General features: G+C 46.7%; 20 protein-coding genes. 10 read left to right on the top strand and 10 right to left on the bottom strand.

Annotated features, from left to right (window positions below; translation table 11 throughout):
- The first annotated feature begins 94 nt into the window (after positions 1–94).
- From QUB20_RS20925 to QUB20_RS20895, 7 genes are all read left to right on the top strand, one after another.
- Positions 95–523, top strand: a complete 429-nt coding sequence (locus QUB20_RS20925) for a hypothetical protein (protein ID WP_333249157.1) — start codon at positions 95–97, stop codon at positions 521–523.
- Positions 524–843: 320 nt separating this feature from the next.
- The gene (locus QUB20_RS20920; RefSeq protein ID WP_333249160.1) at positions 844–1,983 is read left to right on the top strand and encodes a DNA cytosine methyltransferase; all 1,140 of its coding nucleotides are present in this window, start codon (positions 844–846) and stop codon (positions 1,981–1,983) included.
- A gap of 196 nt (positions 1,984–2,179) precedes the next feature.
- The gene (gene miaB / locus QUB20_RS20915) at positions 2,180–3,520 is read left to right on the top strand and encodes a tRNA (N6-isopentenyl adenosine(37)-C2)-methylthiotransferase MiaB (RefSeq protein ID WP_333249163.1); all 1,341 of its coding nucleotides are present in this window, start codon (positions 2,180–2,182) and stop codon (positions 3,518–3,520) included.
- Positions 3,521–3,717: 197 nt separating this feature from the next.
- Positions 3,718–4,788, top strand: a complete 1,071-nt coding sequence (locus tag QUB20_RS20910; protein ID WP_333249166.1) for a D-alanine--D-alanine ligase family protein — start codon at positions 3,718–3,720, stop codon at positions 4,786–4,788.
- Between the two features lie 260 nt (positions 4,789–5,048).
- Positions 5,049–6,131, top strand: a complete 1,083-nt coding sequence (locus QUB20_RS20905; RefSeq protein ID WP_333249168.1) for an AI-2E family transporter — start codon at positions 5,049–5,051, stop codon at positions 6,129–6,131.
- Positions 6,132–6,860: 729 nt separating this feature from the next.
- Positions 6,861–8,150 carry an HhoA/HhoB/HtrA family serine endopeptidase gene (locus QUB20_RS20900; protein WP_333249170.1) on the top strand — a complete coding sequence of 430 codons (1,290 nt, stop codon included), beginning with the start codon at positions 6,861–6,863 and terminating at the stop codon, positions 8,148–8,150.
- 373 nt (positions 8,151–8,523) lie between these two features.
- Complete coding sequence (locus QUB20_RS20895) at positions 8,524–9,396, top strand: MBL fold metallo-hydrolase (RefSeq protein WP_333249174.1); 873 nt, start codon at positions 8,524–8,526, stop codon at positions 9,394–9,396.
- An 11-nt stretch (positions 9,397–9,407) separates the two neighbouring features.
- Here QUB20_RS20895 and QUB20_RS20890 read toward each other — a convergent pair whose 3' ends face one another.
- The 6 genes from QUB20_RS20890 to acsF form a co-directional block, all read right to left on the bottom strand.
- Positions 9,408–10,043 (bottom strand): 4Fe-4S single cluster domain-containing protein, encoded by a 636-nt coding sequence (locus QUB20_RS20890; RefSeq protein ID WP_333249177.1) that lies wholly within the window; start codon positions 10,041–10,043, stop codon positions 9,408–9,410.
- Positions 10,040–10,894 carry a radical SAM protein gene (locus QUB20_RS20885; RefSeq protein ID WP_333291619.1) on the bottom strand — a complete coding sequence of 285 codons (855 nt, stop codon included), beginning with the start codon at positions 10,892–10,894 and terminating at the stop codon, positions 10,040–10,042. Before QUB20_RS20885 ends, QUB20_RS20890 begins: the two co-directional genes overlap by 4 nt.
- 125 nt (positions 10,895–11,019) lie before the next feature.
- A complete protein-coding gene (hcp, locus tag QUB20_RS20880) occupies positions 11,020–12,672 on the bottom strand; it encodes a hydroxylamine reductase (protein WP_333249183.1) in 1,653 nt (550 codons plus the stop codon).
- Positions 12,673–12,782: 110 nt separating this feature from the next.
- On the bottom strand, positions 12,783–14,180 hold the full coding sequence (gene hemN / locus QUB20_RS20875; protein WP_333249185.1) for an oxygen-independent coproporphyrinogen III oxidase: 1,398 nt from the start codon (positions 14,178–14,180) through the stop codon (positions 12,783–12,785).
- A gap of 86 nt (positions 14,181–14,266) precedes the next feature.
- On the bottom strand, positions 14,267–15,013 hold the full coding sequence (locus QUB20_RS20870; protein WP_333249188.1) for a heme oxygenase (biliverdin-producing): 747 nt from the start codon (positions 15,011–15,013) through the stop codon (positions 14,267–14,269).
- A gap of 11 nt (positions 15,014–15,024) precedes the next feature.
- The gene (acsF, locus tag QUB20_RS20865; protein WP_333249191.1) at positions 15,025–16,101 is read right to left on the bottom strand and encodes a magnesium-protoporphyrin IX monomethyl ester (oxidative) cyclase; all 1,077 of its coding nucleotides are present in this window, start codon (positions 16,099–16,101) and stop codon (positions 15,025–15,027) included.
- A gap of 11 nt (positions 16,102–16,112) precedes the next feature.
- Here acsF and QUB20_RS20860 point away from each other — a divergent pair, with 11 nt between their 5' ends.
- Together QUB20_RS20860 and QUB20_RS20855 are read left to right on the top strand one after the other, a co-directional pair.
- Positions 16,113–16,247: a hypothetical protein gene (locus QUB20_RS20860; protein ID WP_333143296.1), complete on the top strand. Its 135-nt coding sequence runs from the start codon at positions 16,113–16,115 to the stop codon at positions 16,245–16,247.
- A 43-nt stretch (positions 16,248–16,290) separates the two neighbouring features.
- Positions 16,291–16,686, top strand: coding sequence for a helix-turn-helix domain-containing protein (locus tag QUB20_RS20855; RefSeq protein ID WP_333249194.1), 396 nt, complete (start codon positions 16,291–16,293; stop codon positions 16,684–16,686).
- Between the two features lie 109 nt (positions 16,687–16,795).
- Here the strand turns inward: QUB20_RS20855 and QUB20_RS20850 are convergent, their stop codons facing one another.
- From QUB20_RS20850 to gcvH, 3 genes are all read right to left on the bottom strand, one after another.
- Positions 16,796–17,077: a hypothetical protein gene (locus QUB20_RS20850; protein WP_445299423.1), complete on the bottom strand. Its 282-nt coding sequence runs from the start codon at positions 17,075–17,077 to the stop codon at positions 16,796–16,798.
- A 232-nt stretch (positions 17,078–17,309) separates the two neighbouring features.
- Positions 17,310–20,255, bottom strand: coding sequence for an aminomethyl-transferring glycine dehydrogenase (gene gcvP / locus QUB20_RS20845; RefSeq protein WP_333249196.1), 2,946 nt, complete (start codon positions 20,253–20,255; stop codon positions 17,310–17,312).
- A 481-nt stretch (positions 20,256–20,736) separates the two neighbouring features.
- Positions 20,737–21,126, bottom strand: a complete 390-nt coding sequence (gene gcvH / locus QUB20_RS20840; RefSeq protein ID WP_333249199.1) for a glycine cleavage system protein GcvH — start codon at positions 21,124–21,126, stop codon at positions 20,737–20,739.
- A gap of 59 nt (positions 21,127–21,185) precedes the next feature.
- Between gcvH and QUB20_RS20835 the strand changes: the two genes are divergently transcribed.
- Positions 21,186–22,019 (top strand): alpha/beta hydrolase, encoded by an 834-nt coding sequence (locus QUB20_RS20835; protein ID WP_333249202.1) that lies wholly within the window; start codon positions 21,186–21,188, stop codon positions 22,017–22,019.
- A gap of 111 nt (positions 22,020–22,130) precedes the next feature.
- Here QUB20_RS20835 and gcvT read toward each other — a convergent pair whose 3' ends face one another.
- On the bottom strand, positions 22,131–23,282 hold the full coding sequence (gcvT, locus tag QUB20_RS20830) for a glycine cleavage system aminomethyltransferase GcvT (RefSeq protein WP_333249205.1): 1,152 nt from the start codon (positions 23,280–23,282) through the stop codon (positions 22,131–22,133).
- Positions 23,283–23,572: the final 290 nt, after the last annotated feature.

Below are 23,572 nucleotides of genomic sequence, written 5' to 3'. Positions count from 1 at the left end.
CCTGTTCTTGAAACTGGTAAAAGATGTCAGATTTAACTGATTTAAACGAACTTCGCCTTCAATCTAAAATCTAAAATCTAAAATCTAAAATCGCATGACTCCCACCTTATTCGGCCGCTGGCAAACTCGGTTATTGCTATTTGCAACCGTAGGCATTTTAGTAACAATGCCATTCTTTCTGGGTTTAATTACCTCCCAATCAGGCTCAATCTTTTTCTGGATATTAGGGTATGTAGCGATTTTTGGCCTCGGCTGGGATGCTTTATATATCTACATCCAAAAGTTACGCTGGGATCGAGATTGGCCCGGCGCGTTTCAATTGATCGCTGGGATTTGGGAAGCGCTTTTTGTGTTATTTTTAATCAAAATTCTCGGTTTGCCGGGGATACCTGCACAAGATTTTGACTTGGGAGCTTTTGCTTTGCATTATAGTTTAGTGTGGCTGGCTATTTATCTGGCATCCCAAACACTGATGCGGATTTTGTTTCCCCACTGGCGTTTCCGAGGCGGCCAATGGTTTTAATAATACCTGTAGCGGCGGTTTTTACCAACAATCGCTTGAAACTGAGATGTTGCACCATTCTTAATAAGCTTTTTATGAACAGGCAAGATGCCTGTTCCACAAGAAAATTCACTCTTTGTGGAACAGGCATCTTGCCTGTTCTTGAGAATGGTGCAAGATGTGAGTTCAAACCAATAATCTCATAAACCCGCCCAGGCCATTCTAACAATCCCCAATTCCCAATTCCCAATTCCCTACAGAATTTGTAGTAAGGTGTACCGAACCCTGGGCACCCAACATAATTTATAATAAGCTCAACTCAAAATTGCTGTGATCCTTCAATGCACCGTCCTCCTTGTATTTTCTCATTTTTTTCGGGTTCTGGCTTGCTCGATCTGGGTTTTGAGTCGATCGGCTTTAATGTAGCGTATGTCAATGAAATTTTCCCACCTTTCATGCAAGCATACCGCTATTCTCGGCAGTGCCTGAATTTGCCACAGCCAGAATACGGATATTGCGAAGGAGAGGAAGCAGATGTCACTAGACTTGTAGGGGGAGAACCAGCTTTTCGCCTGCGGGAATTGATGCAGGATGCCCGCAAGCATCACGATATTGTGGGATTTATCGCGGGGCCGCCTTGTCCTGACTTTTCTATTGGTGGCAAAAACCGGGGTGGGGAAGGAGATAAAGGTCAACTTTCAGCTTCATACATTGAATTGATTTGTCAGCAGCAGCCAGATTTCTTTTTATTTGAAAATGTCAAAGGTTTGTGGAGAACCAAAAAACATAAAGCTTTTTACGACGAACTCAAAAATCAGTTGTCTGAGTCGGGATACGTTTTTGCCGAACGTTTAATTAATGCGATAGAATACGGTGTCCCGCAAGATAGGGATAGAATTATTTTGATGGGTTTTAGAAAAAACATTGTCAAAAATCTGGGCATTTCCCTAGAGGGAAAAAGCCCAATGTTACCCGAAAGTTTATTTGCTTGGGAAAGTCAGATATTCTATCCCAAATCAGAAATTTTTTCTCATCCTTGGCCGGATAGAACAGCCTTTGCAGGTGATAGTTTCCTGCCTTGTCCTGATGGCATTCCCCAAGATTTAACGGTAGAATTTTGGTTCCAAAAAAATGACGTTCTCAACCATCCCAATGCCAAACACTATTTTCAACCCAAAGCAGGCATTAAGCGGTTTGCTTCCGTTGATGAAGGAGATGATTCAAAAAAATCTTTCAAGCGATTGCATCGGTGGCGTTATTCCCCGACAGCTTGTTATGGCAATAACGAAGTTCACTTGCACCCTTACAAACTTCGCCGGCTTTCTGTTGCAGAAACACTGGCTATTCAGTCACTGCCAAAAGATTTTGCACTGCCGCCCAAGATGACGTTGACTAATATGTTTAAAACTGTTGGCAATGGGGTTCCTTATTTGGCTGCACAAGGTATTGCCAAAACAATTTTACAGTTTTTATCTCACTAAAAAAACAGAATAGCCAGATACCCGACTTCGCAGATTTTGTCGGGTATCTAAAAATATTTGTAGCGATAAGGGGCGCATTGCACACCCTATAATTACTAAAATTCCCAATTACCAGACGTAGGTCGTTTAACACAGAAGTGTTATAATAAAGTGTTAAGGTTGAAAACCTATATTTTTTATTTGCCTGCAATTCGCCATGACCGTTAAACCCCGCCGCTATCACATCACTACTTTCGGATGCCAGATGAATAAAGCCGACTCGGAACGGATGGCCGGCATTCTGGAAAATATGGGCTTTGAGTTCTCGGAAGACCCGAACGAAGCTAGCTTGATTCTCTACAATACTTGCACAATTCGCGACAATGCCGAACAAAGAGTTTATTCTAACCTCGGAAGGCAAGCTCATCGCAAACGCCAAGAACCGGGTTTAACTTTAATTGTAGCTGGATGCGTGGCGCAGCAGGAAGGTGAAGCGCTGCTGCGGAGAGTGCCGGAATTAGACTTAGTAATGGGGCCGCAACACGCTAACCGACTTGAAGATTTGCTGGAACAAGTTTTTGAGGGCAATCAAGTTGTGGCGACTGAAGCTGTTGAGATTATGGAGGATATTACTAAGCCGCGCCGCGACAGCAAGGTGACTGCTTGGGTGAATGTAATTTACGGCTGCAATGAACGCTGCACTTATTGTGTTGTCCCGAATGTTCGCGGGGTTGAACAGTCGCGAATGCCGGAGGCAATTCGGGCGGAAATGGAGGATTTGGGCCGTCAAGGTTACAAGGAAGTAACTTTGTTGGGGCAAAATATTGATGCTTACGGACGCGATTTGCCGGGGACAAAACCGGACGGCAGCAACCAGCATACTTTGACGGATTTGCTTTATTTTGTGCAGGATGTGCCTGGTGTCGATCGCCTCAGATTTGCTACTAGCCACCCGCGCTATTTTACAGAGAGATTGATTAAGGCTTGTGCGGAATTACCGCAGGTTTGCGAACATTTTCACATTCCTTTTCAGTCGGGAGATAATGATATTTTGAAAGCAATGTCGCGGGGTTATACTCAGGAAAAATACCGCCGGATTATTGATACAATTCGCCGTTATATGCCGGATGCTTCGATTACGGCGGATGCGATTGTGGGTTTTCCTGGGGAGACGGAAGCACAGTTTGAAAAGACTTTGAAGTTGATCGAAGATGTTGGTTTCGATTTGGTGAATACTGCGGCTTATTCTCCTCGCCCTGGGACACCGGCGGCTTTGTGGGAAAATCAGTTGAGTGAGGAGGTGAAAGCCGATCGCCTGCAACGAATCAATCATGTAGTGACAACAACGGCGATGGAACGATCGCAGCGCTATTTCGGACGTACTGAAGAGGTTTTGGTGGAAGTCCAGAATCTCAAAGATCCAACTCAGGTGATGGGGCGCACTCGCGGCAATCGTCTCACATTTTTTAAGGGTGATATTGCTGAATTGGCGGGGAAAATTGTGCGGGTTAAAATTACCGATATTCGCGCTTTTAGCTTGACGGGGGAAATGCTTTAAATAGCACCGGAATGAGATAGGGGACGGCTTACTGGTGAACTCTTCTAAGAAGATGTAATTTTTTTTACCGCAGAGAGCGCAGAGAACACAGAGGAAGAGTGGAAGGGAGGAGATAAGTAGTCTTAAAGCGGTTCGTATGTGCCTTAGTTGCGCTCTCTGCGTGTATATTTGTCGAAAAGTCCTAGGAGTAGTGGAAAATGACAATGATGCGGATCGGGCTATTGTTCGGGGGGCGATCGGGCGAACACGAAGTCTCAATTAGTTCGGCGCGGGCGATCGCCCGTGCCCTCGCTGCGGAGGAAAATGCCTCTAAATACGAAGTTTTGCCCTTTTATATCCAAAAAAACGGTCGCTGGCTGTCGGGAACATTACCTCAAGAAGTCTTAGCCACCGGAAAACCTCTGGAAATAGAGGAACAAACAGCAGAAGATGATTCTTCCGCTGGACAGTTTCCTAATTTTAATGCTGTAGATGTTTGGTTCCCTGTTTTGCACGGCCCAAACGGTGAAGACGGTACGGTGCAAGGGTTGCTGAAATTATTGCAAGTTCCTTTTGTCGGTTCGGGGGTTTTAGGTTCGGCGCTGGGAATGGATAAAATTGCCATGAAAATGGCTTTTGCTCAGGCTGGTTTGCCGCAGGTAAAATACGTCGCTGTCAACCGTTCCGAAATCTGGTCTAATCCTTGCGTTTTCCCCAAACTCTGTGATAAAATTGAAGCAGATTTGGGCTATCCTTGCTTTGTAAAACCCGCTAATTTGGGTTCGTCTGTGGGGATTTCTAAAGCTCGATCGCGCGCTGAGTTAGAAGCAGCACTCGATAGCGCCGCCAGCTACGATAGGCGGATAATTGTCGAAGCGGGTGTGGTTGCTAGAGAATTAGAATGTGCAGTTTTGGGTAACGATAATCCCCAAGCTTCAACGGTGGGAGAAATTACTTTTCAAAGCGATTTCTACGACTACGAAACTAAATATACCCAGGGACAAGCCGACTGCTCAATTCCGGCAAAAGTCAGCGGTGCGATCGTCTCGCAAATCCAAGAAATGGCAGTGCAAGCATTTTTGGCTATAGACGCGGCAGGTTTAGCGCGAGTAGACTTTTTCTACATTGAATCAACCGGAGAAGTTTTGATTAACGAAATCAACACTTTTCCTGGCTTTACAGCTACCAGTATGTATCCGCAAATGTGGGCAGCCGACGGCATTTCTTTCCCTGAATTAGTAGACCGTTTAATTCAATTAGCTCTGGAAAGGCACGGGGAAAAAGGTTGAATTGCGATTTGCAAACCGCTGCCCGGTCAACTGAAAATAAATTATTTTCGCAGGTAATATATCCATACTAGCGGAAACGATATAACATAGTTGTGGCAGGCTCTGCCTGCCAGCAACCCAATTTCCCCTGCTGGTCGAGCAACTGGAAATTTTCAGCAGTCGGGTATAAATAAATACACTATAAAGTGGTTAAGAAAGAAGGGCGAATAGCAGCGCCAATCTCACATCTTGCATCTCAAATTTTAACTCGGTTAACTTAGATGAGACGTTTCACTCAACTGCAGCAGTGGTGGACTTACGGACTGGTATTTCCCCTAGCGGTACTCAACTGCTGGTTAGCCCTCCTAGTCTTTGAATATTTTCGCGCCCTGATTACAGTTTTGGTAGTGGCTACAGTGCTGTCTTTTTTGCTAGATTATCCCGTGCGCTTTCTGCACAGATACGGCTTAAAGCGCGATCGAGCAGTTTTATCGGTATTGTTTTTGACTTTACTGGTATTGGTGGTTTTAGCTATCACTCTGGCTCCCATTCTGCTAAACCAAATCACTGAGCTCGCCACCCGACTGCCGACTTGGATAGTTTCTGGCACAGAACAAATTGAAGCATTCCACAATTGGGCGGAAAATCGCAATCTCCGCATTGATGTTAGCGGTTTGACTACCCAATTGAGCGATCGACTTTCATTTCAATTGCAGTCTCTCACTGGCGAAATTCTCAGATTTGGTTTGGGTGCTGCAGACAGTCTGTTGAATTTCCTCCTCACAATAGTCGTGACATTCTACTTGCTCTTGCACGGCGATCGCGTATGGGAAGGATTATTTAAATGGTTTCCCTCCAAGCTGAGCCTTCAATTGCGAGAGTTGCTGGCGCGAAGCTTCCACAACTACTTCGTCGGGCAAGCAACTTTGGCGGGTTTGATGGGACTGTCTATCACTGTTGCTTTTTTAATTATGCGAGTTCCCTTCGGACTTCTGTTCGGTTTGGGTGTGGGTGTAATGACTATGATTCCCTTCGGGGCACCTTTCAGTATTTGCATTGTCAGTTTGCTGATCACATTAAACAACTTTTGGCTCGGCGTCACAGTTTTAGCTGTCGCTACAGTAATTGAGCAAATAATTGAAAGCGGGGTTGCTCCTCGGTTATTAGGCAGTTTTATAGGTCTCAATCCTGTGTGGATTTTAGTGGCGCTGCTGGTGGGGGTTAAGGTGGCAGGAATAGCAGGTTTGTTAGTTGCTGTGCCGATGGCTGGTTTTATTAAGAATACTGTTGATGTTTTGGAAAGTTCGAGGAACAAGTCGAGGGAAATCGATTCGGTTAGTTCCATTGAACCGATGGAGCAATAAAATTCATCCATCGGTTCAAATTTTAGATTTGAAGATAGTTTTTGCAGGCTATTTTGACCGAAAGCATCCAGGATACAAGCCCCCGAATTTATCCGTGGGGTCAATGCTTCAATTCTTTAATCTAAAATCTAAAATCTAAAATCGATTGACTTAGGTTTAGTTGGTACTTTAGCTTGAGGCTTTATATCAAATCCGGTAGCATCGGAATTATTCCTCTCTGTATTCTCTCCCTCTGCGTTCTCTGCGCCCTCTGCGGTTAAATCATTTCGATACAACCGGAAACGATATTACAGGTTTTTTACTTCCTGCTTTCGGGTGAGGCTTTCCGGTGCTTTAGCTGCTATCCTTCCTGGATGCAGGCGGGGTCAAAAACTCCGTTTCTACGTTAACGTCGATCGCTCACAACGAAGATTTGGCCGAGAATCCTGGTTGTTTTGAGTGCAGGATTGTTGTTGACTTCGGATATCAATTTTGTGAATTTTTCGCGAGAAATGCGGAATATCCGAGCTGGCTAGCGTAGTTTGTATTATCGCACTCAGACAGCAATTCGCCAGTGCCGACCCAGTTCGATCGCACTCAAAAGCTCGAATCCACAAACAATTTGCCTGCGACTGTCCGGTTTCTACCCCAGCTTGTAGGGTAAACCCCACCAGTCAAGCAGATATCATAAATGCTTGAATTAAAATTAAAGAACCTTTAGTTGTAATTTAATTACAGTAGGTGCTAAAAATGCAAAATCCTAATTATAACTCTCCCTCTAACTCCCACCAAATCAATACTATGTCAACTAAAAATATGCCTGCTACAACTGTGCGTTCTCGCCGTTCTTCTTTGCCGAAAAAACTGGCTTTTTTATCCCTAATTTTGCTCGGCTCCACCGCAACTGTTGGGTGCAACGCCCTAACTTCTGGAGTTCCTGGAAGTTCTAACGCCATTCAAGCTGAACCTTCAACTGCAGCGCCAATCTCAGCATTGCCTGCCAATATACTCCCCTCTCAAGACTCTAATTTTGTCACTAAAGTTGTGCAGGAAGTTGGCCCGGCAGTGGTGCGGATCAATTCCTCTCGCACGGTGACGAACCAAGTTCCAGATGAGATACCTGAGCAATTCCGCCGCTTCTTTGGTTCAGAATCTCCGATTGCGCCGGGAAATCGGGTAGAAAGGGGCTCCGGTTCGGGTTTTATTTTTGGTTCTGATGGCCGCATTTTGACTAACGCTCACGTCGTTGACCGCGCGGATACGGTGACGGTAAAACTGAAGGATGGCCGCGAATTTGTCGGCAAAGTTTTAGGCGTAGATACAGTAACTGATGTGGCTGTTGTTAAAATTGAAGCTAACAATTTGCCTGTGGTGAATTTGGGCAAATCTGAAGAGTTACAGCCGGGAGAATGGGCGATCGCGATCGGCAATCCCCTCGGTTTGGACAATACTGTGACTGTGGGAATTATTAGCGCTACAGGCCGTTCTAGCGCCGATGTCGGTGTTCCCGACAAGCGCGTCAGCTTTATTCAAACCGACGCTGCGATCAATCCCGGCAATTCTGGTGGGCCGCTGCTGAACCAGCGCGGTCAAGTTATCGGCATGAATACGGCGATTATTCAAGGCGCTCAAGGATTGGGTTTTGCTATTCCGATCGATCGAGCACAACAAATTGCCAACCAATTAGTAACAGTAGGAAAAGCCGAACATCCTTATCTCGGCGTTCGGATGTTGAGCATTACTCCCGCAATCAAGAGAGAATTTAATCAAAATCCCAACACCAAATTGAGGCTGACTGAAGATAAAGGCGTGTTAGTTTTGGGAGTTGCGAGAAATTCTCCGGCGGCACAAGCTGGAGTTCGCGTTGCCGATGTGATCAAGAGAATCAATGGTGCAGAAGTCAGCGATGCTGGCAGCGTACAGCAAATTGTCGAGAAAAGTACAGTGGGCAGCGATCTGCAGCTTGAATTAAGCCGCGGCGGACAACCTGTTACTGTGGCGGTGAAAGCGGGTGCTTTTCCAGCGGATCAGCAGCGGTAGAATTGTTGATTGAAACTCATATGTTGCACCATTGTCAATAATCCTTTTAGGAACAGGCAAGATGCCTGTTCCACAAGAAAATTAATCTCTTGTGGAACGGGCATCTTGCCCGTTTTTGAGAATGCTGCAAGATGTGAGTTTTAACTCCTTGCACCATTCTAAATTAGCCTTTTCTGAACAGGCAAGATGCCTGTTCCACAAGAAAATTTACTCTTTGTGGAATAGGCATCTTGCCTGTTCTTGAGAATGGTGCAAGATGTGAGTTTTAACCGAATTGTGCTGTGAGACGGGGGTTTAAACCTGCGGCGGGATGTCGGGGGTAGTCATTATAGTAAGTTACCATAATTTATATGGGTTATTAAGAGGTAGAAAAATGGCTAACATTAATCGGAGGCGTACTGAAAATATTAACGGTAACTTTTATGTAGACAATACCTGCATTGACTGCGATACTTGTCGGTGGATGGCACCTGAAGTATTTACTCAAGCGGGAGAACAGTCTGCGGTTTACCGCCAGCCAACTAATGAAACTGAAGAAATGCGATCGCTCGCGGCTCTTTTGTCTTGTCCCACAAGTTCGATCGGCACTGTAGAAAAACCCAAAAGGATCAAAGAAGCCCAGCAACTGTTACCCGCACTCGTAGCAGAAAATGTCTATCACTGCGGCTACCACTCAGAGACATCCTACGCCGCAGCCAGCTATTTAATTGTCCGTCCCGAAGGCAATATTTTAGTGGATTCTCCCCGTTTTGTGCCGCCGCTAGTCAAAAACATAGAAGCAATGGGCGGCATTCGCTATATGTACTTGACTCACCGCGATGATGTGGCAGATCATCAACAATACCGCGATCATTTTGGGTGCGATCGCATCATTCATTATGACGAAATTAACGCTGATACGTGCCGTGTAGAAATGCAATTGTCGCCCAGCGAACCGTATCAACTAGCAGATGATTTGTTGATTATATCGGTGCCAGGTCACACGAAAGGTCACACCGTTTTGCTTTACAATAACACGTTTTTGTTCACAGGCGATCATCTTGCTTGGTCGGAAAGTTTGCAGCAGCTAGTTGGCTTTCACGATGTCTGTTGGTATTCTTGGCCGGAACAAATCAAATCTATGCAGAATTTGGCTAATTACTCGTTTGAATGGGTGTTGCCGGGACACGGCCGCAGGTATTATGCCGATCGACAAACAATGAGCAATCAAATGCAAAAGTGTATTGCTTGGATGCTCGATGCTTAATGCGATCGGGTTCATAACTCCGACTCAGCCAGATTCATTTGACCCCGGTAGCCTGTGAAAATCCGACTGCCATCTTTGAGAATATGAATTTCCATCTGATCGCTCGCCCAGGTGAGTTGATCGTGAAAAGCAGGATTGAAAAGATGTACGCGCTGGTTGCTGGAAGAAACGAGAGAATCGGGTGAGTTGACTGCCAAAGACTGTACATAGGCACCATCGATTAAAATATCGAGTTGTTCCAGCAACTCCTCAACACCGGCGGGCCCCTGTTCTGATCGCAATTGTTCTAACGTGAAGCCAGTAAACGACATGACATTTAATCCTGCTGCTTTGACTTGGCGTGCCAAATCTGCCAAGGCGGGAGCTTGCCAGAAGGGTTCTCCGCCCGAAAAGGTGACACCCTGGTTGCGAGGGTGACTGAGAATCTGCTGGGCAAGGGCATCAACGCTGATTAGTCGATCGATCTCAAAGGACCAGGAAGCCGGATTAAAGCAGCCTGGACACTCCCGCAGACATCCTTGCACCCAGATCACGGCTCGACAACCGGGCCCATTCACTTCCGACTCGTCTACATATCCCATGATGTTGAGATAGCCAGGGGGAATTTCTAAAAGCTGAAAATATGGGTTTGTTTTCTGAGGTTTCATCGGTTCTTTGCCTCTGGTTTTAATAATGGGTAACGCACTGGAATTCCTATGACACGTTCAATGCGATCGCCAAAAACCTGTAGCACTTCAGCCTTGACTTGCTTGAGTTGCCTTGTCGGATATAAACAGGCATTGGGCGGATCGTTCCCTCGTGCTTCTAGCTGATGCGTTAGCGGGCAAAGTCGCGTCGGCGTGTTGAGTTGGATTTCGTCGGGCAGTAATGCTTGCATCCGGCGGATGTACTCTGCCCGATCCTGTTCGTTCCACTCGGTTAGTAGCATCGTCTGAATTGCCAGGTGTCCTGAATAGAGTTGGCGAAATTGGAGGAGACCGGCCCAAATTTCCTGGAGGTTGATGGTTGGCATGGGGCGATTGATGCGACAGAATGATTCAGCCGCAATGGCATCAACTTTGACAGCTACCCAATCGGCGATCGCCAGTTCCTCACACACCGCGCGATCGCCCAGCAAACTGCCGTTGGTCAATACGCCAACGGGCTTCCTAGTTATCTCCTTCGCCATAACCAGAATTTCGCCTAAATTCAGCGCCAGAGTTGGCTCACCGCTACCGCTGAGGGTGATGGTGTTCACATCGCCGACAGGGAAGGATTGCAGATCCTGTTGAATTTTCTGAGTCGGGACAAAAATCTGGCGGTTGCAACTCTGGTGCTCAATCTCACCTAACTGGCAATACACACAGTTAAATGAGCAAGTAGAATCAGGCCCGATCGGATCGATCCCTAGCGATCGCCCAAAACGCCAGGATTGCACTGGGCCGTAAACAGAAGTGAAGGGTTTAGTGAAAGTAGACATGGCTTCATGTCGATCTCCAATTTTATCAAGCTGTACCATTTTGAGTCGGTGGCATTACCACTTTTCGGGCGACACATACTACCAATGTCTACCGCTATCTTGGAGGAATTTACAAGAAATCGTTTACTATACGAAAGCAGTCCACGCATCCAAGAGTCTCCCACTCAGCTCAAGCAAGCAGCCAGATCGGCATCAGGGGTAGTAATGGCCTGCAAGTTATATTTCTCCGACAGAAGCTTGAATACATTGGGAGAAATAAACGCCGGCAATGTCGGCCCTAGGCGAATGTTTTTAATCCCCAAATGCAAGAGAGTTAGCAAGACGGCTACTGCCTTCTGTTCATACCAAGACAGAATCATGGAAAGGGGTATATCGTTGACACCTACCTCAAAGGCATTGGCTAGGGCTACAGCAATCTGAATCGCGGAGTAGGCATCGTTGCACTGACCAACATCCATCAGGCGGGGTAGTCCGTCAATGTCGCCCATTTGTCGATCAAAGAAGCGAAACTTGCCGCAAGCCAGGGTGAGCACGACACAATCATCAGGCACTTTTTCGACGAACTCGGTGTAGTAGTTGCGATCGGGTTTGGCTCCATCACAGCCCCCTACCAGGAAGAAATGGCGGATTTTACGCTGTTTCACAGCCTCAATGATTTTATCTGCCACCCCTAAGACTGTATTGTGGGCAAAACCAACTGTGACTTCCCTGGGGGGTGCATCTTCAGTAAAGCCGGGAAGTGCCAGTGCTTTCTCAATAACTGGAGTAAAATCGGGTGTGCCATTGTCGTCGATCGCATTCAAGTTAATCAGACCCGGATAGCCGACGGGGCCAACGCTAAAGAGTTTATCTTCATAATAGGAATGGGTTGGCATTAAGCAGTTGGTCGTAATCACGATCGCACCGGGGAACTTGCCAAAATCCTTGGTTTGGTTCTGCCAAGCAGTGCCGTAGTGACCATAGAGATGGGGGTACTGCTGTTTTAGTTTGGGATAGCCGTGGGCTGGTAGAAGTTCGCCGTGGGTGTAAACAGTAATTCCAGTGTCTGCTGTTTGCTTCAGTAAGCCTTCAAGTTGTTTGATGTCATGTCCTGAAACCAGAATCGCCTTCCCTTGCCGTGGATTGAGGGGAACAGGCGTGGGAATTGGGTGTCCATAGGTACCGGTATGTCCGGCATCCAATAGTTCCATAGATCGCAGATTAATGGCTCCCACCTCAAGAGCAAGATTCACCCACTCCTGCAAGCCCAAGGTCTGGTTATCGAGAGCGGTCAGCGCTTCATAAATGAAACGATACACCCGCTCGTCTTCCTGTCCCACTTCGTATGCGTGGAAGGTATAGGAGGCAAGACCCTTAACCCCATATAGCACCGTGAGTTTGAGCGAGAAAATATCCACATTCCAGGCAGACTGACTCATGAACTGGATGGAAATCAGCTCACCCTGCTCAACCAGGCTCTCATCAAAGTTGGGTTCAAAGTCGGAAATTGCAGCCCAGGTAGGTGGAGTGTCTGTTGCTTGCTGCACTTGAGCCTTGAGGTTGGCGCGATGGGCGATCGCTTTCTGGAGATACTCAACAAACCGCTTTTCCGAAAAGTTGACATTCGTCATCGTGGCAAAGATCGCTTCGCAGGTGAAGACATCCACTGCATGGGTATCAATATCTAACTCCTTTGCTTTGAGGGCAATCGGAGCCAACCCGCGCAGATAATAAATCAGCAAATCTTGGATAGCATTCACCTGGGGACTTTTCCCACAAGCACCAAACTGATGGCATCCTTGTCCGCTTGCTGTTTGTTCGCATTGTTCACAGAACATAGATTTTTCCTTGATGAATTGGTTATAATTTACGCAACAACTCGGTTATGAAAATATTTATCCGTCCCTAACTATGTTAACAAATCTGAGTTAACAAATCTGATAATAATTCATAGGGACTTGGAAAACCGTTTGCTGGAGTTGCGGATGAGATAGCTATCAAACACGGATGCAATATTGCGAATTAGCAAGCGCCCGATCGCAGTTACTTCCAGACCATCGCCCCAACGTTTGATTAACCCATCGGCTTCTAAGGCATCAAGTTGTGGCAAAACCTGAGCAAAATAGTCATTAAAATCGAGATCGAAGCCGAGATGGTATTTTTCTTCCAAATCTTGTACACACAGTTGGAATTGACACATTAATTCCATGATTACTGTCCGCCGAATCAGATCGTCCTGATTCAGTCTCACACCTTTTTCGATCGCTAATTCACCCGCATCGATCGCCTGATAAAAGTCTTTCAATCGCTTGTGGTTTTGGGTATATACATCCTGCAACATACTGATGGAAGTCATGCCAAAGCCCAACAGATCCGATTCGGGCTTAGTGGTATAACCCTGAAAATTCCGATGGAGTTGACCCGCTTGTTGGGCGATAGCTAGTTCATCATTAGGCTTAGCAAAGTGATCCATACCAATAAACACATAGTCATTTTGCGTCAGTTTGGCGATCGTACTTTGCATAATTTTCAGCTTTTCGCCAGCAGTCGGCAAAGCAGATTCCGGCATTCGTTTCTGAACCGGTTTGAGCCAGGGAACATAGGCAAAATTAAAGACAGCAATGCGATCGGGATTTAATTGCAAGGTCTTCTTTACTGTTTCCTGGAATGTGGCTTGTGTCTGGAAAGGTAAGCCGTAAATCAAATCCACATTGACACTTTCAAACCCAGCTTCCCGCATCCAATCCATCACATCAAACAACATCGCTTCCGGCTGCACCCGATTGATCGCTTGCTGCACGATGGGATTAAAATCCTGAATACCAAAGCTAATCCGATTGAAGCCTAATTGTCGCAGAAATAGAATGTATTCGCGATTGATATAGCTAGGATTGACTTCGATCGATATTTCTGCCGCGTCATCGAACCGAAAATATCGATTTAACTGGTTCCACAGACACTCTACCTGACTTCGATCGAGATAGTTGGGCGTGCCGCCGCCCCAGTGCAACTGATGCACCAGCCGATCGGCATCCACCAAACTGGCAACTTGGCGAATTTGGCGAGCGAGATAGCCTAAATAGGGTTCTACCACCTCTTTGCGCTGGGTGATGATGGTATTGCAGCCGCAGAAATAACAGGGGGTTTCACAAAAGGGGATGTGGCAGTAAAGCGATAAGGGGGTTTGTTTGTGATTGCCGACGGCGATCGCGGTTTTAAATGCGTTGCGATCGAAGTCAGTGCTTAATTCTGTGGCGGGTGGATAGCTGGTATAGCGAGGTAAAGGCTGGTTGTATTTATTCAACAATGCAGCATCAAATTCAACCGTTTGTGATAACTGTTTCATTAACTAATGTATCCTTCTGTTGTTGTGTAGATTCAGAACCCCGGCATATTTTAGAGATACGATCGATCTTGTTTTCGTGGGGCGAGTTATTTCGCGACAGATTCTCGCTTGGCATGAGGGCTGCGGCCTTCTGTGCTACCGGGGCGATCTTGCCGAGTCAGCAAATCAAAGGTATGTTCTCTGATCGCCGCTTTCACATCGGCTTCGAGTTCGTGCATCACATCCCGGTTGAGGGCAAATGCCGTATTTGCTTCTGCGACAATTCGCTCGATCGTGTCAGCATCCACCGGAAACTCATCAAAGGTTTGGCGATAGCGTTCCTTAAATACTCGCCTTGCTTCTGGTGTCGAGATTTGGGAAAATTCATAGAAATTTGTTCCCTGATCCGGCGGCAGAGACAACGCCGATCGAATCACGTTTTTCAAGCTTTGTCCGCCGGATAAATCACCCATGTAGCGGGTGTAGGCATGGGCAATCAGCAGGACTGGATCGGTTGCTGAGAGGGTTTGAATGCGATCGCGATACACAGAACCCGCTGGCGAAGCCGTAATTTCCTCCCGCCAATTTTCACCGTAATAAAAAGCTAGATCGCAAGCCAGATTCTCAGTGCGATTTAACTCAGGGAAATAGAGAGCCCCGATTATCGGGTGGTTGACATGGGTCTGCAAAGCCGTTTCTAGGGCGCTGTAAACAAAGTACAAATCGGCAAAGAGTTTACGCAAAGGTTCCCGTTCCACAATGCCTTTGATAAAGCATTTCATAAATGCCGTATTTTCGGCTGTGGTGTGGGATTTCATCGTGCCTTCTCGGAGGCGTGTGGATAGATTAGTCATGGCAATATCTCCTAATTAATAGCGGTTCTGGATGATTCAGCATTAATCGAGGGCAGTAAATAAAGGCGCAACAACTGCCAGACAATCACAGCAATCCAGGGTAATTTTTGGCAAAATTGGATGGCGGCAGGGCGCTGGTTACTTGAGATTTCTGCTAGCTTCTGATTGGCGATCGCACATCGATCCAAACGGGGAAAGAATTCTGGATGGTGGGTATCTAAAATACTGGCAAACGCCCGTTTTGCCGTTTCATTGGTGTGATGAATCACCTGCTTGTTATATTCATCGGGGTCGATGCCGATGGAGTCATAAAATGTGGAGCGTTCCAACACCGTCATTGTGTGCGTGGCAAACACCGTCAGTAGGAAAAAGCGCGCCCAGAGTCTTGCCTTCCAGCTATTCCAAAGCTTAGGCTGCGATCGCAACAAAGCCTTAAAGAAATCCCCATGCCGATTTTCGTCTTGGCACCAATTCTCGAAGTAGCGAAACAGGGGATAAATTTGATGTTCGGGATGTTGTTCGAGATGGCGATACACCAAAATATAGCGCCAGTAGCCAATTTTTTCCGACAGATAAACAGTATAAATTACCCATTCTGGAGGGAAGAATGTGTAGGTACGATTTTTTGTTAAATAGCCCAGATCGAGAGACAACCCAAAATCTGCCATCGCTTTATTCAAGAAACCGGCATGACGCGCTTCATCTCTGGCCAATAGGTTAAAGGCTTCCGATAACAACGGTTGGCGATTCTTGAGTTTGCGGGAAAGTTCTTTGAACAACAGAAAACCCGAAAATTCCGAGGTACAGGATCGCTCTAGAAAGTCAATAAATGCCTTTCGCGTTTCGCCATCAATCTTGTCCCAGCATTGCTCAAACTCTTGATTGCGGACAAAATGGTGGCGGTTATAGTCCGCGCGCAATTCTGCTACAACTGCTTCTAATTCCGCTTGTTGCCCCGACAGATCCATTTCGGCAACGGCATCAAAATTGGTGGTGTAAAAGCGGGGTGTTAACAGGGTTTCTTGAACAGGTGCTTTAATGCCGGATGGCAGACCAGCAGACTCCGATTTACTAATTGAACTGACCATAGGAGTGGAGAGTGGATTGTTCGGAATTGATGACTGTGCACCACATTGCCTTAATCCGCGATCGCCCACAAGTCAGTTACCAGTGGTATCCTATAGTTACTTTAGGTAAAGCATTGAAGCCAATAGGACGCTTGAGCCATTTCTAAAGAAATATGGAAATTATTGTGAAGGCAACTGTGCAGGGAGTTTATGGTGGAAGCGAGTCATTGCGTAGAGGTTAAATGTCCGATTCAATTTGTGCTAGACTTGTTGGACAATAAATGGTCAATTTTGGTTCTACGCGAACTGTTTGGAGGCGATCGCCGTCCCCACGAATTACTCACGGCACTTCCTGGCATCAGCACCAAAACCCTCACCCAACGCCTACGAGAGTTGGAATCTCAAGGGTTAGTCGATCGGCGTGTTTATGCCGAGATTCCGCCCCGCGTCGAATATTCCCTCACGCCCAAGGGTCGCCAAATTCAACCGGTGATGGCAGCCCTGCATGAAGTAGGATCGCAGTGGCTGGGCCAGGAGAGTTGCATTTGCCCACTAACACACTCGGATGCTAAGGACGATTTAAAGGCACAACAGCTTACTCCTTGAGATTGACTCAGAAACCGGGTTTTTTACGACAATATTTCGTTCCCACCGACAGATTCAGTAAAAACCCGGTTTCTTTAGTCGAAGTGCGTAAGAGAATTGATAGTTTCTACTAGGCAAATACGGCTGCTACAGCTTGCAGCAATGCGATGGGTACAAAATATGCAACTGGATACAAATAATCTTCGCCAGATTCATCAATGACTCGGATTAATTGATTTTCCCCAGCGCGATTATCCGGGATTATTTGATATATTTTCCGCACTTCCAATGATGCTGGATAGTCTTGATTGTTGATGCAAACTACAAACTTTTTTTCTAACTTATGGAGTTTGGAGGCTGTTGGTGGGGAGGTAGAAACCGGGTTTCTTCCTGAATCTGGGTGATGATACATAAATTATCGCAGAAACCCGGTTTCTTGAGGCTTTTTGTGAGGTGGATTTCGGCATCTATCAAACCCGGAGATCCCCCCTGGCCAAGAGGGCGGGCACGGGGAGTAGGGGTCGCACCGCCCCTACAAGGGGGGACCGGAAGTGTTCTCAAAGTCAACCCCTACTCCCCAACAATCAGGGGGATTTAGGGGGATCTAGACTCAGATAAAAACGAGATTTACATGGATTACAACCTTAATTGTAAGCCTCCATTGGTAAACAAGAACAGACAAAATTACGATCGCCAAACGCATTATCTATCCGCCCCACCGCCGGCCAAAACTTATGTTCGCGAGTCCAAGGTGCCGGATAAGCCGCTTGCGCGCGAGTATAAGGATGATTCCACTCATCAACCATCAGAGATTCTGCGGTGTGTGGTGCATTTTTCAAGACATTATTGTGCGCGTCAACATTGCCGTTTTCAATCTCCGCAATTTCGCCTCGAATCGCAATCATGGCATCGCAAAAACGGTCTAATTCCTGCTTCGATTCGCTTTCCGTGGGTTCCACCATTACCGTACCAGCAACCGGCCAAGAAACCGTCGGCGCGTGATAGCCGTAATCCATCAACCGTTTAGCGATATCTTCGACTTCAATAGTCGCAGATTTTTTGAGCGATCGCAAATCTAGAATACACTCGTGCGCCACCAAACCAGCTTTCCCTTTGTACAAAACCGGATAATAAGATGCTAAGCGATGCGCCATGTAATTAGCATTAAGAATTGCTACTTTTGTCGCCTCAGTTAAACCCACTCCTCCCATCATCCGAATGTACATCCAAGAAATAGGCAAAATGCTAGCACTTCCCCAAGGCGCGGCGGAAACAGCACCAACTGATATTTGTTGACTGTTCACTGTTGACTGTTGACTGTTAAGAATAGAATGACTGGGCAAAAATTCTACCAAATGAGACATTACCCCAATCGGCCCCATTCCCGGCCCGCCGCCGCCGTGGGGAATGCAGAAAGTTTTGTGCAAATTTAAGTGACAAACATCAGCACCAAAATCACCGGGGCGGCACAAACCAACTTGAGCATTCATATTTGCGCCGTCCATATAAACTTGTCCGCCACAGTTGTGGACAATCTCGCAAATGTCTTTAATCTCTTCCTCAAAAACGCCGTGCGTAGATGGATATGTCACCATCAAAGCCGCCAATTCATTTTTGTGTTTTTCGGCTTTTTTATGTAAATCTGCGACATCAATATTGCCCTGATAATCGCACTCAACAGCAACTACTTTCATCCCCGCCATCACGGCGCTAGCCGGATTTGTACCATGGGCTGACTGGGGAATCAAACAGATATTTCGGTGAGATTCGCCTCGGTGTTCGTGGTATTGGCGAATAACTAACAAGCCCGCGTATTCGCCCTGAGAACCAGCGTTTGGCTGCAAAGAAATTCCCGCAAAACCCGTGATTTCTGCCAGCCACTGTTCTAGTTGCACAAACATCATTTGATAGCCACGAGTTTGATCGCGGGGTGCAAAGGGATGTATCTTGCCAAATTCCGCCCAAGTCACCGGCATCATCTCTGCTGTGGCATTCAATTTCATTGTGCAAGAACCCAAGGGAATCATCGATGTATTTAGCGATAAATCCTTGGCTTCTAAACGGTGCAAGTACCGCAAAAGTTCAGTTTCTGAATGGTAGCTGTTGAAAACAGGATGGGCAAGATAGCTGCTGGTGCGATCGCAAAAATCTGGTAAGGTCAAATATGAATTCAATGCGTCTGCATCCAGCGGAATGTTGAGAGCATTCTGCCCGTCTGCCCTGATATAATCTTTATCCTGTGCAAAAATTTCCCACAACTCTTGTACCTCTTCAACGCTGACAGTTTCATCTAAAGTGATTCCCACTGTCGAATCATCGAAAACTCGGAGATTAATTTTGCGAACTTTAGCAGCTTCTAGAAGTTCTGACAGCGGTTTGTCTCCCAATTCTACTCGCAGAGTATCGAAGAAAGGTTGAGAACCAATTGTGTATCCGAAACTTCTTAAACCGGATGCCAAAAGCGCAGTTAAAGTCCGTACTTTCTCAGCAATGTCTTTCAGTCCAGACGGGCCGTGATAAACAGCATACATACTCGCCATCACTGCTAGCAAAACTTGAGCAGTACAAATATTGCTGGTTGCTTTTTCGCGGCGGATGTGCTGTTCGCGGGTTTGCAAGGCCAGACGCAAAGCAGATTTGCCGTTGGCATCTTTAGAAACGCCGACGATTCGCCCCGGAACTTGCCGTTTAAACTCTTCTCGCGTGGCGAAATAGGCTGCGTGGGGCCCTCCGAATCCCATCGGCACTCCGAAGCGCTGAGTGCTTCCTACGGCTATATCCGCGCCGAATTCGCCGGGGGGTGTGAGCAAGCAAAGGCTCAATATGTCGGCGGCTACTGTGACTAATGCGCCGACTTCGTGGGCCGATCGAATAAAATCGGTATAGTCGTAAATTGCGCCGTCTGTGGCGGGGTATTGCAGGAGAGCGCCGAAGATTGTACGATCGAACTCAAAGCTGTGATGGTCGCCGACAATTACCTCAATTCCCAGCGGCTTAGCGCGAGTTTGCACCACTTCAATAGTTTGAGGGTGGCAGTCTTGAGAAACAAAAAACGCTTTTGCCTTATTTTTACTGGCGCCGTAACTCACCGCCATCGCTTCCGCCGCCGCAGTCCCTTCATCCAGCAAAGAAGCGTTGGCAATTTCCAAACCCGTGAGGTCAATTATCATGGTTTGGAAGTTCAGCAAAGCTTCCAATCGCCCTTGAGCAATTTCGGCTTGGTAGGGAGTGTAAGCTGTATACCAGCCGGGATTTTCTAGGATATTCCGCTGAATGACCGGGGGTGTGATGCAGTCGTGATATCCTGTGCCGATGTACGATCGAAATACCTGATTTTTTCCAGCAATTTCTTTCAATTCTGCCAAAGCGCTGTACTCGCTTTGCGCTGCGGGAAGTTGTAGCGGTTGAGAAATGCGAATCGCCGCTGGAACCGTTTTGTCAATCAACTCATCGAGGCTGGAAATGCCCAAAACATTGAGCATTTGCTGGATTTCGCTGGGTGTCGGGCCAATGTGCCGGCCCGCAAAACCATTGATGGAGGAAAGGTTTTGCTGCTGGTTGGGTTCAAGTTGAGGGCTGTAGAGTACCAAGGCGGATTCTCCTGAATAGACTTTTGCTTCTTTGTTTGTAACATTTTGCTAAGAAAACAAGGAAGATTTTTTGCGTCTATCAAAGTCCGACAGTCCGATAGTCCGACAGTCCGACAGGGGTTGAAACCCCTGTCTCATAGCTAAAGTCGTCTGAAGACGACTAAGGAAGATTTTTTGCGTGTATCAAAGTCCGACAGTCCGACAGTCCGACAGTCCGACAGTCCGACAGTCCGACAGTCCGACAGTCCGACAGTCCGACAGTCCGACAGGGGTTGAAACCCCTGTCTCATAGCTAAAGTCGTCTGAAGACGACTGTAGATTAAGCTGCACTTATCGGAACTCCTCGCCCAACTGCTTGGTATTTCAGTCGTCTTTAGACGACTTGTGCTATTAGCCAGGGGTTTCAACCCCTGGCGGATTGTGGAATTATCAACGAGCCCTATGCCCTATGCCCCATGCCCTATGCCCTATGCCCTATTCCCTATTCCCCTTCCACCATTTTGCGATACTCCGGGGCCGAGAAAGCATCGTCTGCTTCGCTGGGATTGTCAACGCGCACTTTCAGCAGCCATCCAGCGCCATAGGGGTCGTCGGCCAAATCTTCGGGAGACTCTATAATGTCATCATTGCGTTCTACGACTATACCGGTAACTGGTGCTTTCAAGTCTTCAACGGCTTTCACTGACTCGACTGTACCGAAAGCTTCGCCCTTTTCCAACCCTGCACCGACTTCGGGCAAATCTAGAAACACGATATCGCCGAGTTGGTCAACTGCAAAAGCACTAATGCCGATGGTGGCAATTTCGCCTTCGAGTCGGATGTATTCGTGGGTGTCTAGGTATTTCAGGTCATCGGGGTATGTTAGTGCCATGTCTTTTCTCGCAATAAAAAAGTATTAGTTAAATCTTATTCAACTATGAGCCTTTAGTAATGACTAAATGGAACAGAAAAAATATTAAACGCTTGCTTTTTGGAGAATTTTCTGTCAAAAGACTGATGCGCTCTATAATTTTTATTTACGCATTTCTATGTTTTTACGGTTTCTTTTTTTCAGAACGCCTAATTTTTCAACCTCCCCAATCTAGTCAGAGTGAGAACAGGGAAGTTATCCAAGTTAGCTCAGCTAATGGCGTGAAAATTTCTACTGTTCATTTTCCTAACCCGCAAGCTAAATATACCATACTTTACAGTCACGGGAATGCGGAAGACTTGGACGGCATTTTGTGGCTACTCAGAGAGATTCGAGATAGCGGCTTTGCTGTGTTTGCCTATGATTATCAAGGTTACGGCACGAGTCAGGGAAATCCTTCTGAGTATAATACTTATCGTGATATTGATGCTGTTTACAATTATTTAACCCAACAGTTGGGAATACCTGCAAAGCAAATTATTCTTTATGGGCGTTCTGTGGGGGGTGGGCCGGCAATTGATTTGGCTTCGCGGCAAAAAGTCGGCGGTTTGGTGGTTGAAAGTTCCTTTGTTTCGGCTTTTCGGGTGTTGACGCGGATTCCGATTTTACCCTTTGACAAGTTTGTGAATATTGATAAAATTGGCAAAGTTCGATCGCCTGTTTTGGTGATTCATGGTAAGGCTGATGAGGTTGTGCATTTTTGGCATGGAGAACACTTGTATGCAGCGGCGAAGCAGCCGAAATTAAATTTTTGGGTTGATGGGGCGGGTCATAATGATTTGATGGATGTGGCGGGCGATCGCTATGCTGCAACTTTGCGAAAATTTGCTAAGCTAGTAGATGAATCTTCTTGACCAATATGAGCAACGGGCTAGAAGCCCGTTCCACAACAACACATACACTTACACTTTATTGTGAACCGTTGCTATGAGCAACGCCCCTGAATTAAGGCTTACCTACTTAAGTTAACTAGGTCGGTTTGGCGATCGATAAAATGGTTTTTTAACCACACTAGCCGGATAGTTTTTACCGCGAATTTCGATTTCTAATTGCTGACCGATTTTCGCTAATTTTGCGGGAACAAATGCGAGGGCTACCGCACGATTCAAAGTAGGCGATAATGTACCGCTAGTAACTTCTCCTACTGTTTCGCCTTCAAATATTACCGGATAGCCGTGGCGCGCAATGTGCCGCCCCTGCATTTCTAACCCTACCAACCGCTTCGATACTCCACTCGCTTTCTGCTGTTCCAAAACCTCCCGCCCAATAAAATCGCCTTTGGTGTCGAGGTGAACTACCCAACCCAATCCAGCCTCTAAAGGCGTGATATTGTCGTCTATATCTTGACCGTAAAGAGCCATTGCTGCTTCTAAACGCAAGGTATCTCTCGCACCCAAACCGCAGGGTACAACGCCAGCAGCTAACAATTTTTGCCACAGTTCTTTTCCTACTTGGGCATCCACCATGATTTCAAACCCATCTTCGCCGGTGTAACCAGTTCTGGCGATAAAACTCGGCTGTCCCAACAGGTTTGTTTCTAAGTGACCAAATGCCTTAATTGGTGTGAGGCTGTCTTCCACAAAAGGCTGGAGATAGTTAACGGCTTCCGGCCCTTGAATTGCAATTAAAACTTTATCTTCCGAGATGTCTGTAAAACAGAGTTCGTTCAATTCTAAGTGAGTGGTGATCCATGCTTTGTCTGCGATGCGAGTGGCGGCGTTGACAATGATTACTGCACGTTCTTCGCTAGTGATAGGGTCTGGTTCTTGGCAGTAGAAAATAATGTCGTCTAAGATGCAGCCTTGGGCATTTAGCAAGACTGTATATTGAGCTTGACCGGGTTGCAAGCGGCTCAAGTCTGAGGGTACTAAGGGTTGAAATTTTTCTATTACTTGTTTCCCTCTCAAACCAAATTTTCCCATGTGGGAAATGTCGAACATTCCTGCTTGCTGGCGTACTGCTTGGTGTTCGCTGCTGATGCCTGCGTACTGTACTGCCATCTCCCACCCGGAAAAGGGCACCATCCGAGCTTTGAGTTCTAATGATAGGTCGTACAGAGGCGTGCGGGCAAGTTGGCTCGGACTCTCTGGATTGCTGGGTTCAGTTGACTTTGCCACAGGTAGCGCTTTGGTTGGGGATAGACTGTTTTGATTTTACGGGAAAATTGGTTTTCGCGGTGTGTAGGGCGATCGAATTTAAGGACACCGCAATGCTGTTTAGGTACGAGTAAGGACACAGCAGTGCCCTTCTTCGTGTCAACTTAACGGCAAAAGTAGGATCAGTATACCGTCTACCGATGAGTCCTTCGATCCCCCCTAGCCCCCCTTAACAAGCAGGGTGGATTAATTGTCAAAAGAGTAAACCAGTGGGGCTAGGCTATTTGCTGACGAGCACGCGCCAGATTTAA

The sequence above is a fragment of the Microcoleus sp. B4-C2 genome, assembly GCF_036705265.1.
Classification (GTDB): domain Bacteria; phylum Cyanobacteriota; class Cyanobacteriia; order Cyanobacteriales; family Microcoleaceae; genus Microcoleus.
This window is presented reverse-complemented; position numbering and strand designations above follow the sequence as displayed.

Coding starts and splice junctions, on each gene's coding strand:
- acsF (WP_333249191.1), bottom strand. CDS start 16,101: ATGGTCAGTTCAATTAGTAAATCGGAGTCTGCTGGTCTGCCATCCGGC.
- hemN (WP_333249185.1), bottom strand. CDS start 14,180: ATGAAACAGTTATCACAAACGGTTGAATTTGATGCTGCATTGTTGAAT.
- QUB20_RS20870 (WP_333249188.1), bottom strand. CDS start 15,013: ATGACTAATCTATCCACACGCCTCCGAGAAGGCACGATGAAATCCCAC.
- QUB20_RS20900 (WP_333249170.1), top strand. CDS start 6,861: ATGCAAAATCCTAATTATAACTCTCCCTCTAACTCCCACCAAATCAAT.
- QUB20_RS20905 (WP_333249168.1), top strand. CDS start 5,049: ATGAGACGTTTCACTCAACTGCAGCAGTGGTGGACTTACGGACTGGTA.
- QUB20_RS20885 (WP_333291619.1), bottom strand. CDS start 10,894: ATGGTACAGCTTGATAAAATTGGAGATCGACATGAAGCCATGTCTACT.
- hcp (WP_333249183.1), bottom strand. CDS start 12,672: ATGTTCTGTGAACAATGCGAACAAACAGCAAGCGGACAAGGATGCCAT.
- QUB20_RS20895 (WP_333249174.1), top strand. CDS start 8,524: ATGGCTAACATTAATCGGAGGCGTACTGAAAATATTAACGGTAACTTT.
- QUB20_RS20920 (WP_333249160.1), top strand. CDS start 844: ATGCACCGTCCTCCTTGTATTTTCTCATTTTTTTCGGGTTCTGGCTTG.
- QUB20_RS20855 (WP_333249194.1), top strand. CDS start 16,291: ATGGTGGAAGCGAGTCATTGCGTAGAGGTTAAATGTCCGATTCAATTT.
- miaB (WP_333249163.1), top strand. CDS start 2,180: ATGACCGTTAAACCCCGCCGCTATCACATCACTACTTTCGGATGCCAG.
- QUB20_RS20850 (WP_445299423.1), bottom strand. CDS start 17,077: ATGTATCATCACCCAGATTCAGGAAGAAACCCGGTTTCTACCTCCCCA.
- QUB20_RS20925 (WP_333249157.1), top strand. CDS start 95: ATGACTCCCACCTTATTCGGCCGCTGGCAAACTCGGTTATTGCTATTT.
- QUB20_RS20835 (WP_333249202.1), top strand. CDS start 21,186: ATGACTAAATGGAACAGAAAAAATATTAAACGCTTGCTTTTTGGAGAA.
- QUB20_RS20910 (WP_333249166.1), top strand. CDS start 3,718: ATGACAATGATGCGGATCGGGCTATTGTTCGGGGGGCGATCGGGCGAA.
- gcvH (WP_333249199.1), bottom strand. CDS start 21,126: ATGGCACTAACATACCCCGATGACCTGAAATACCTAGACACCCACGAA.
- QUB20_RS20890 (WP_333249177.1), bottom strand. CDS start 10,043: ATGAAACCTCAGAAAACAAACCCATATTTTCAGCTTTTAGAAATTCCC.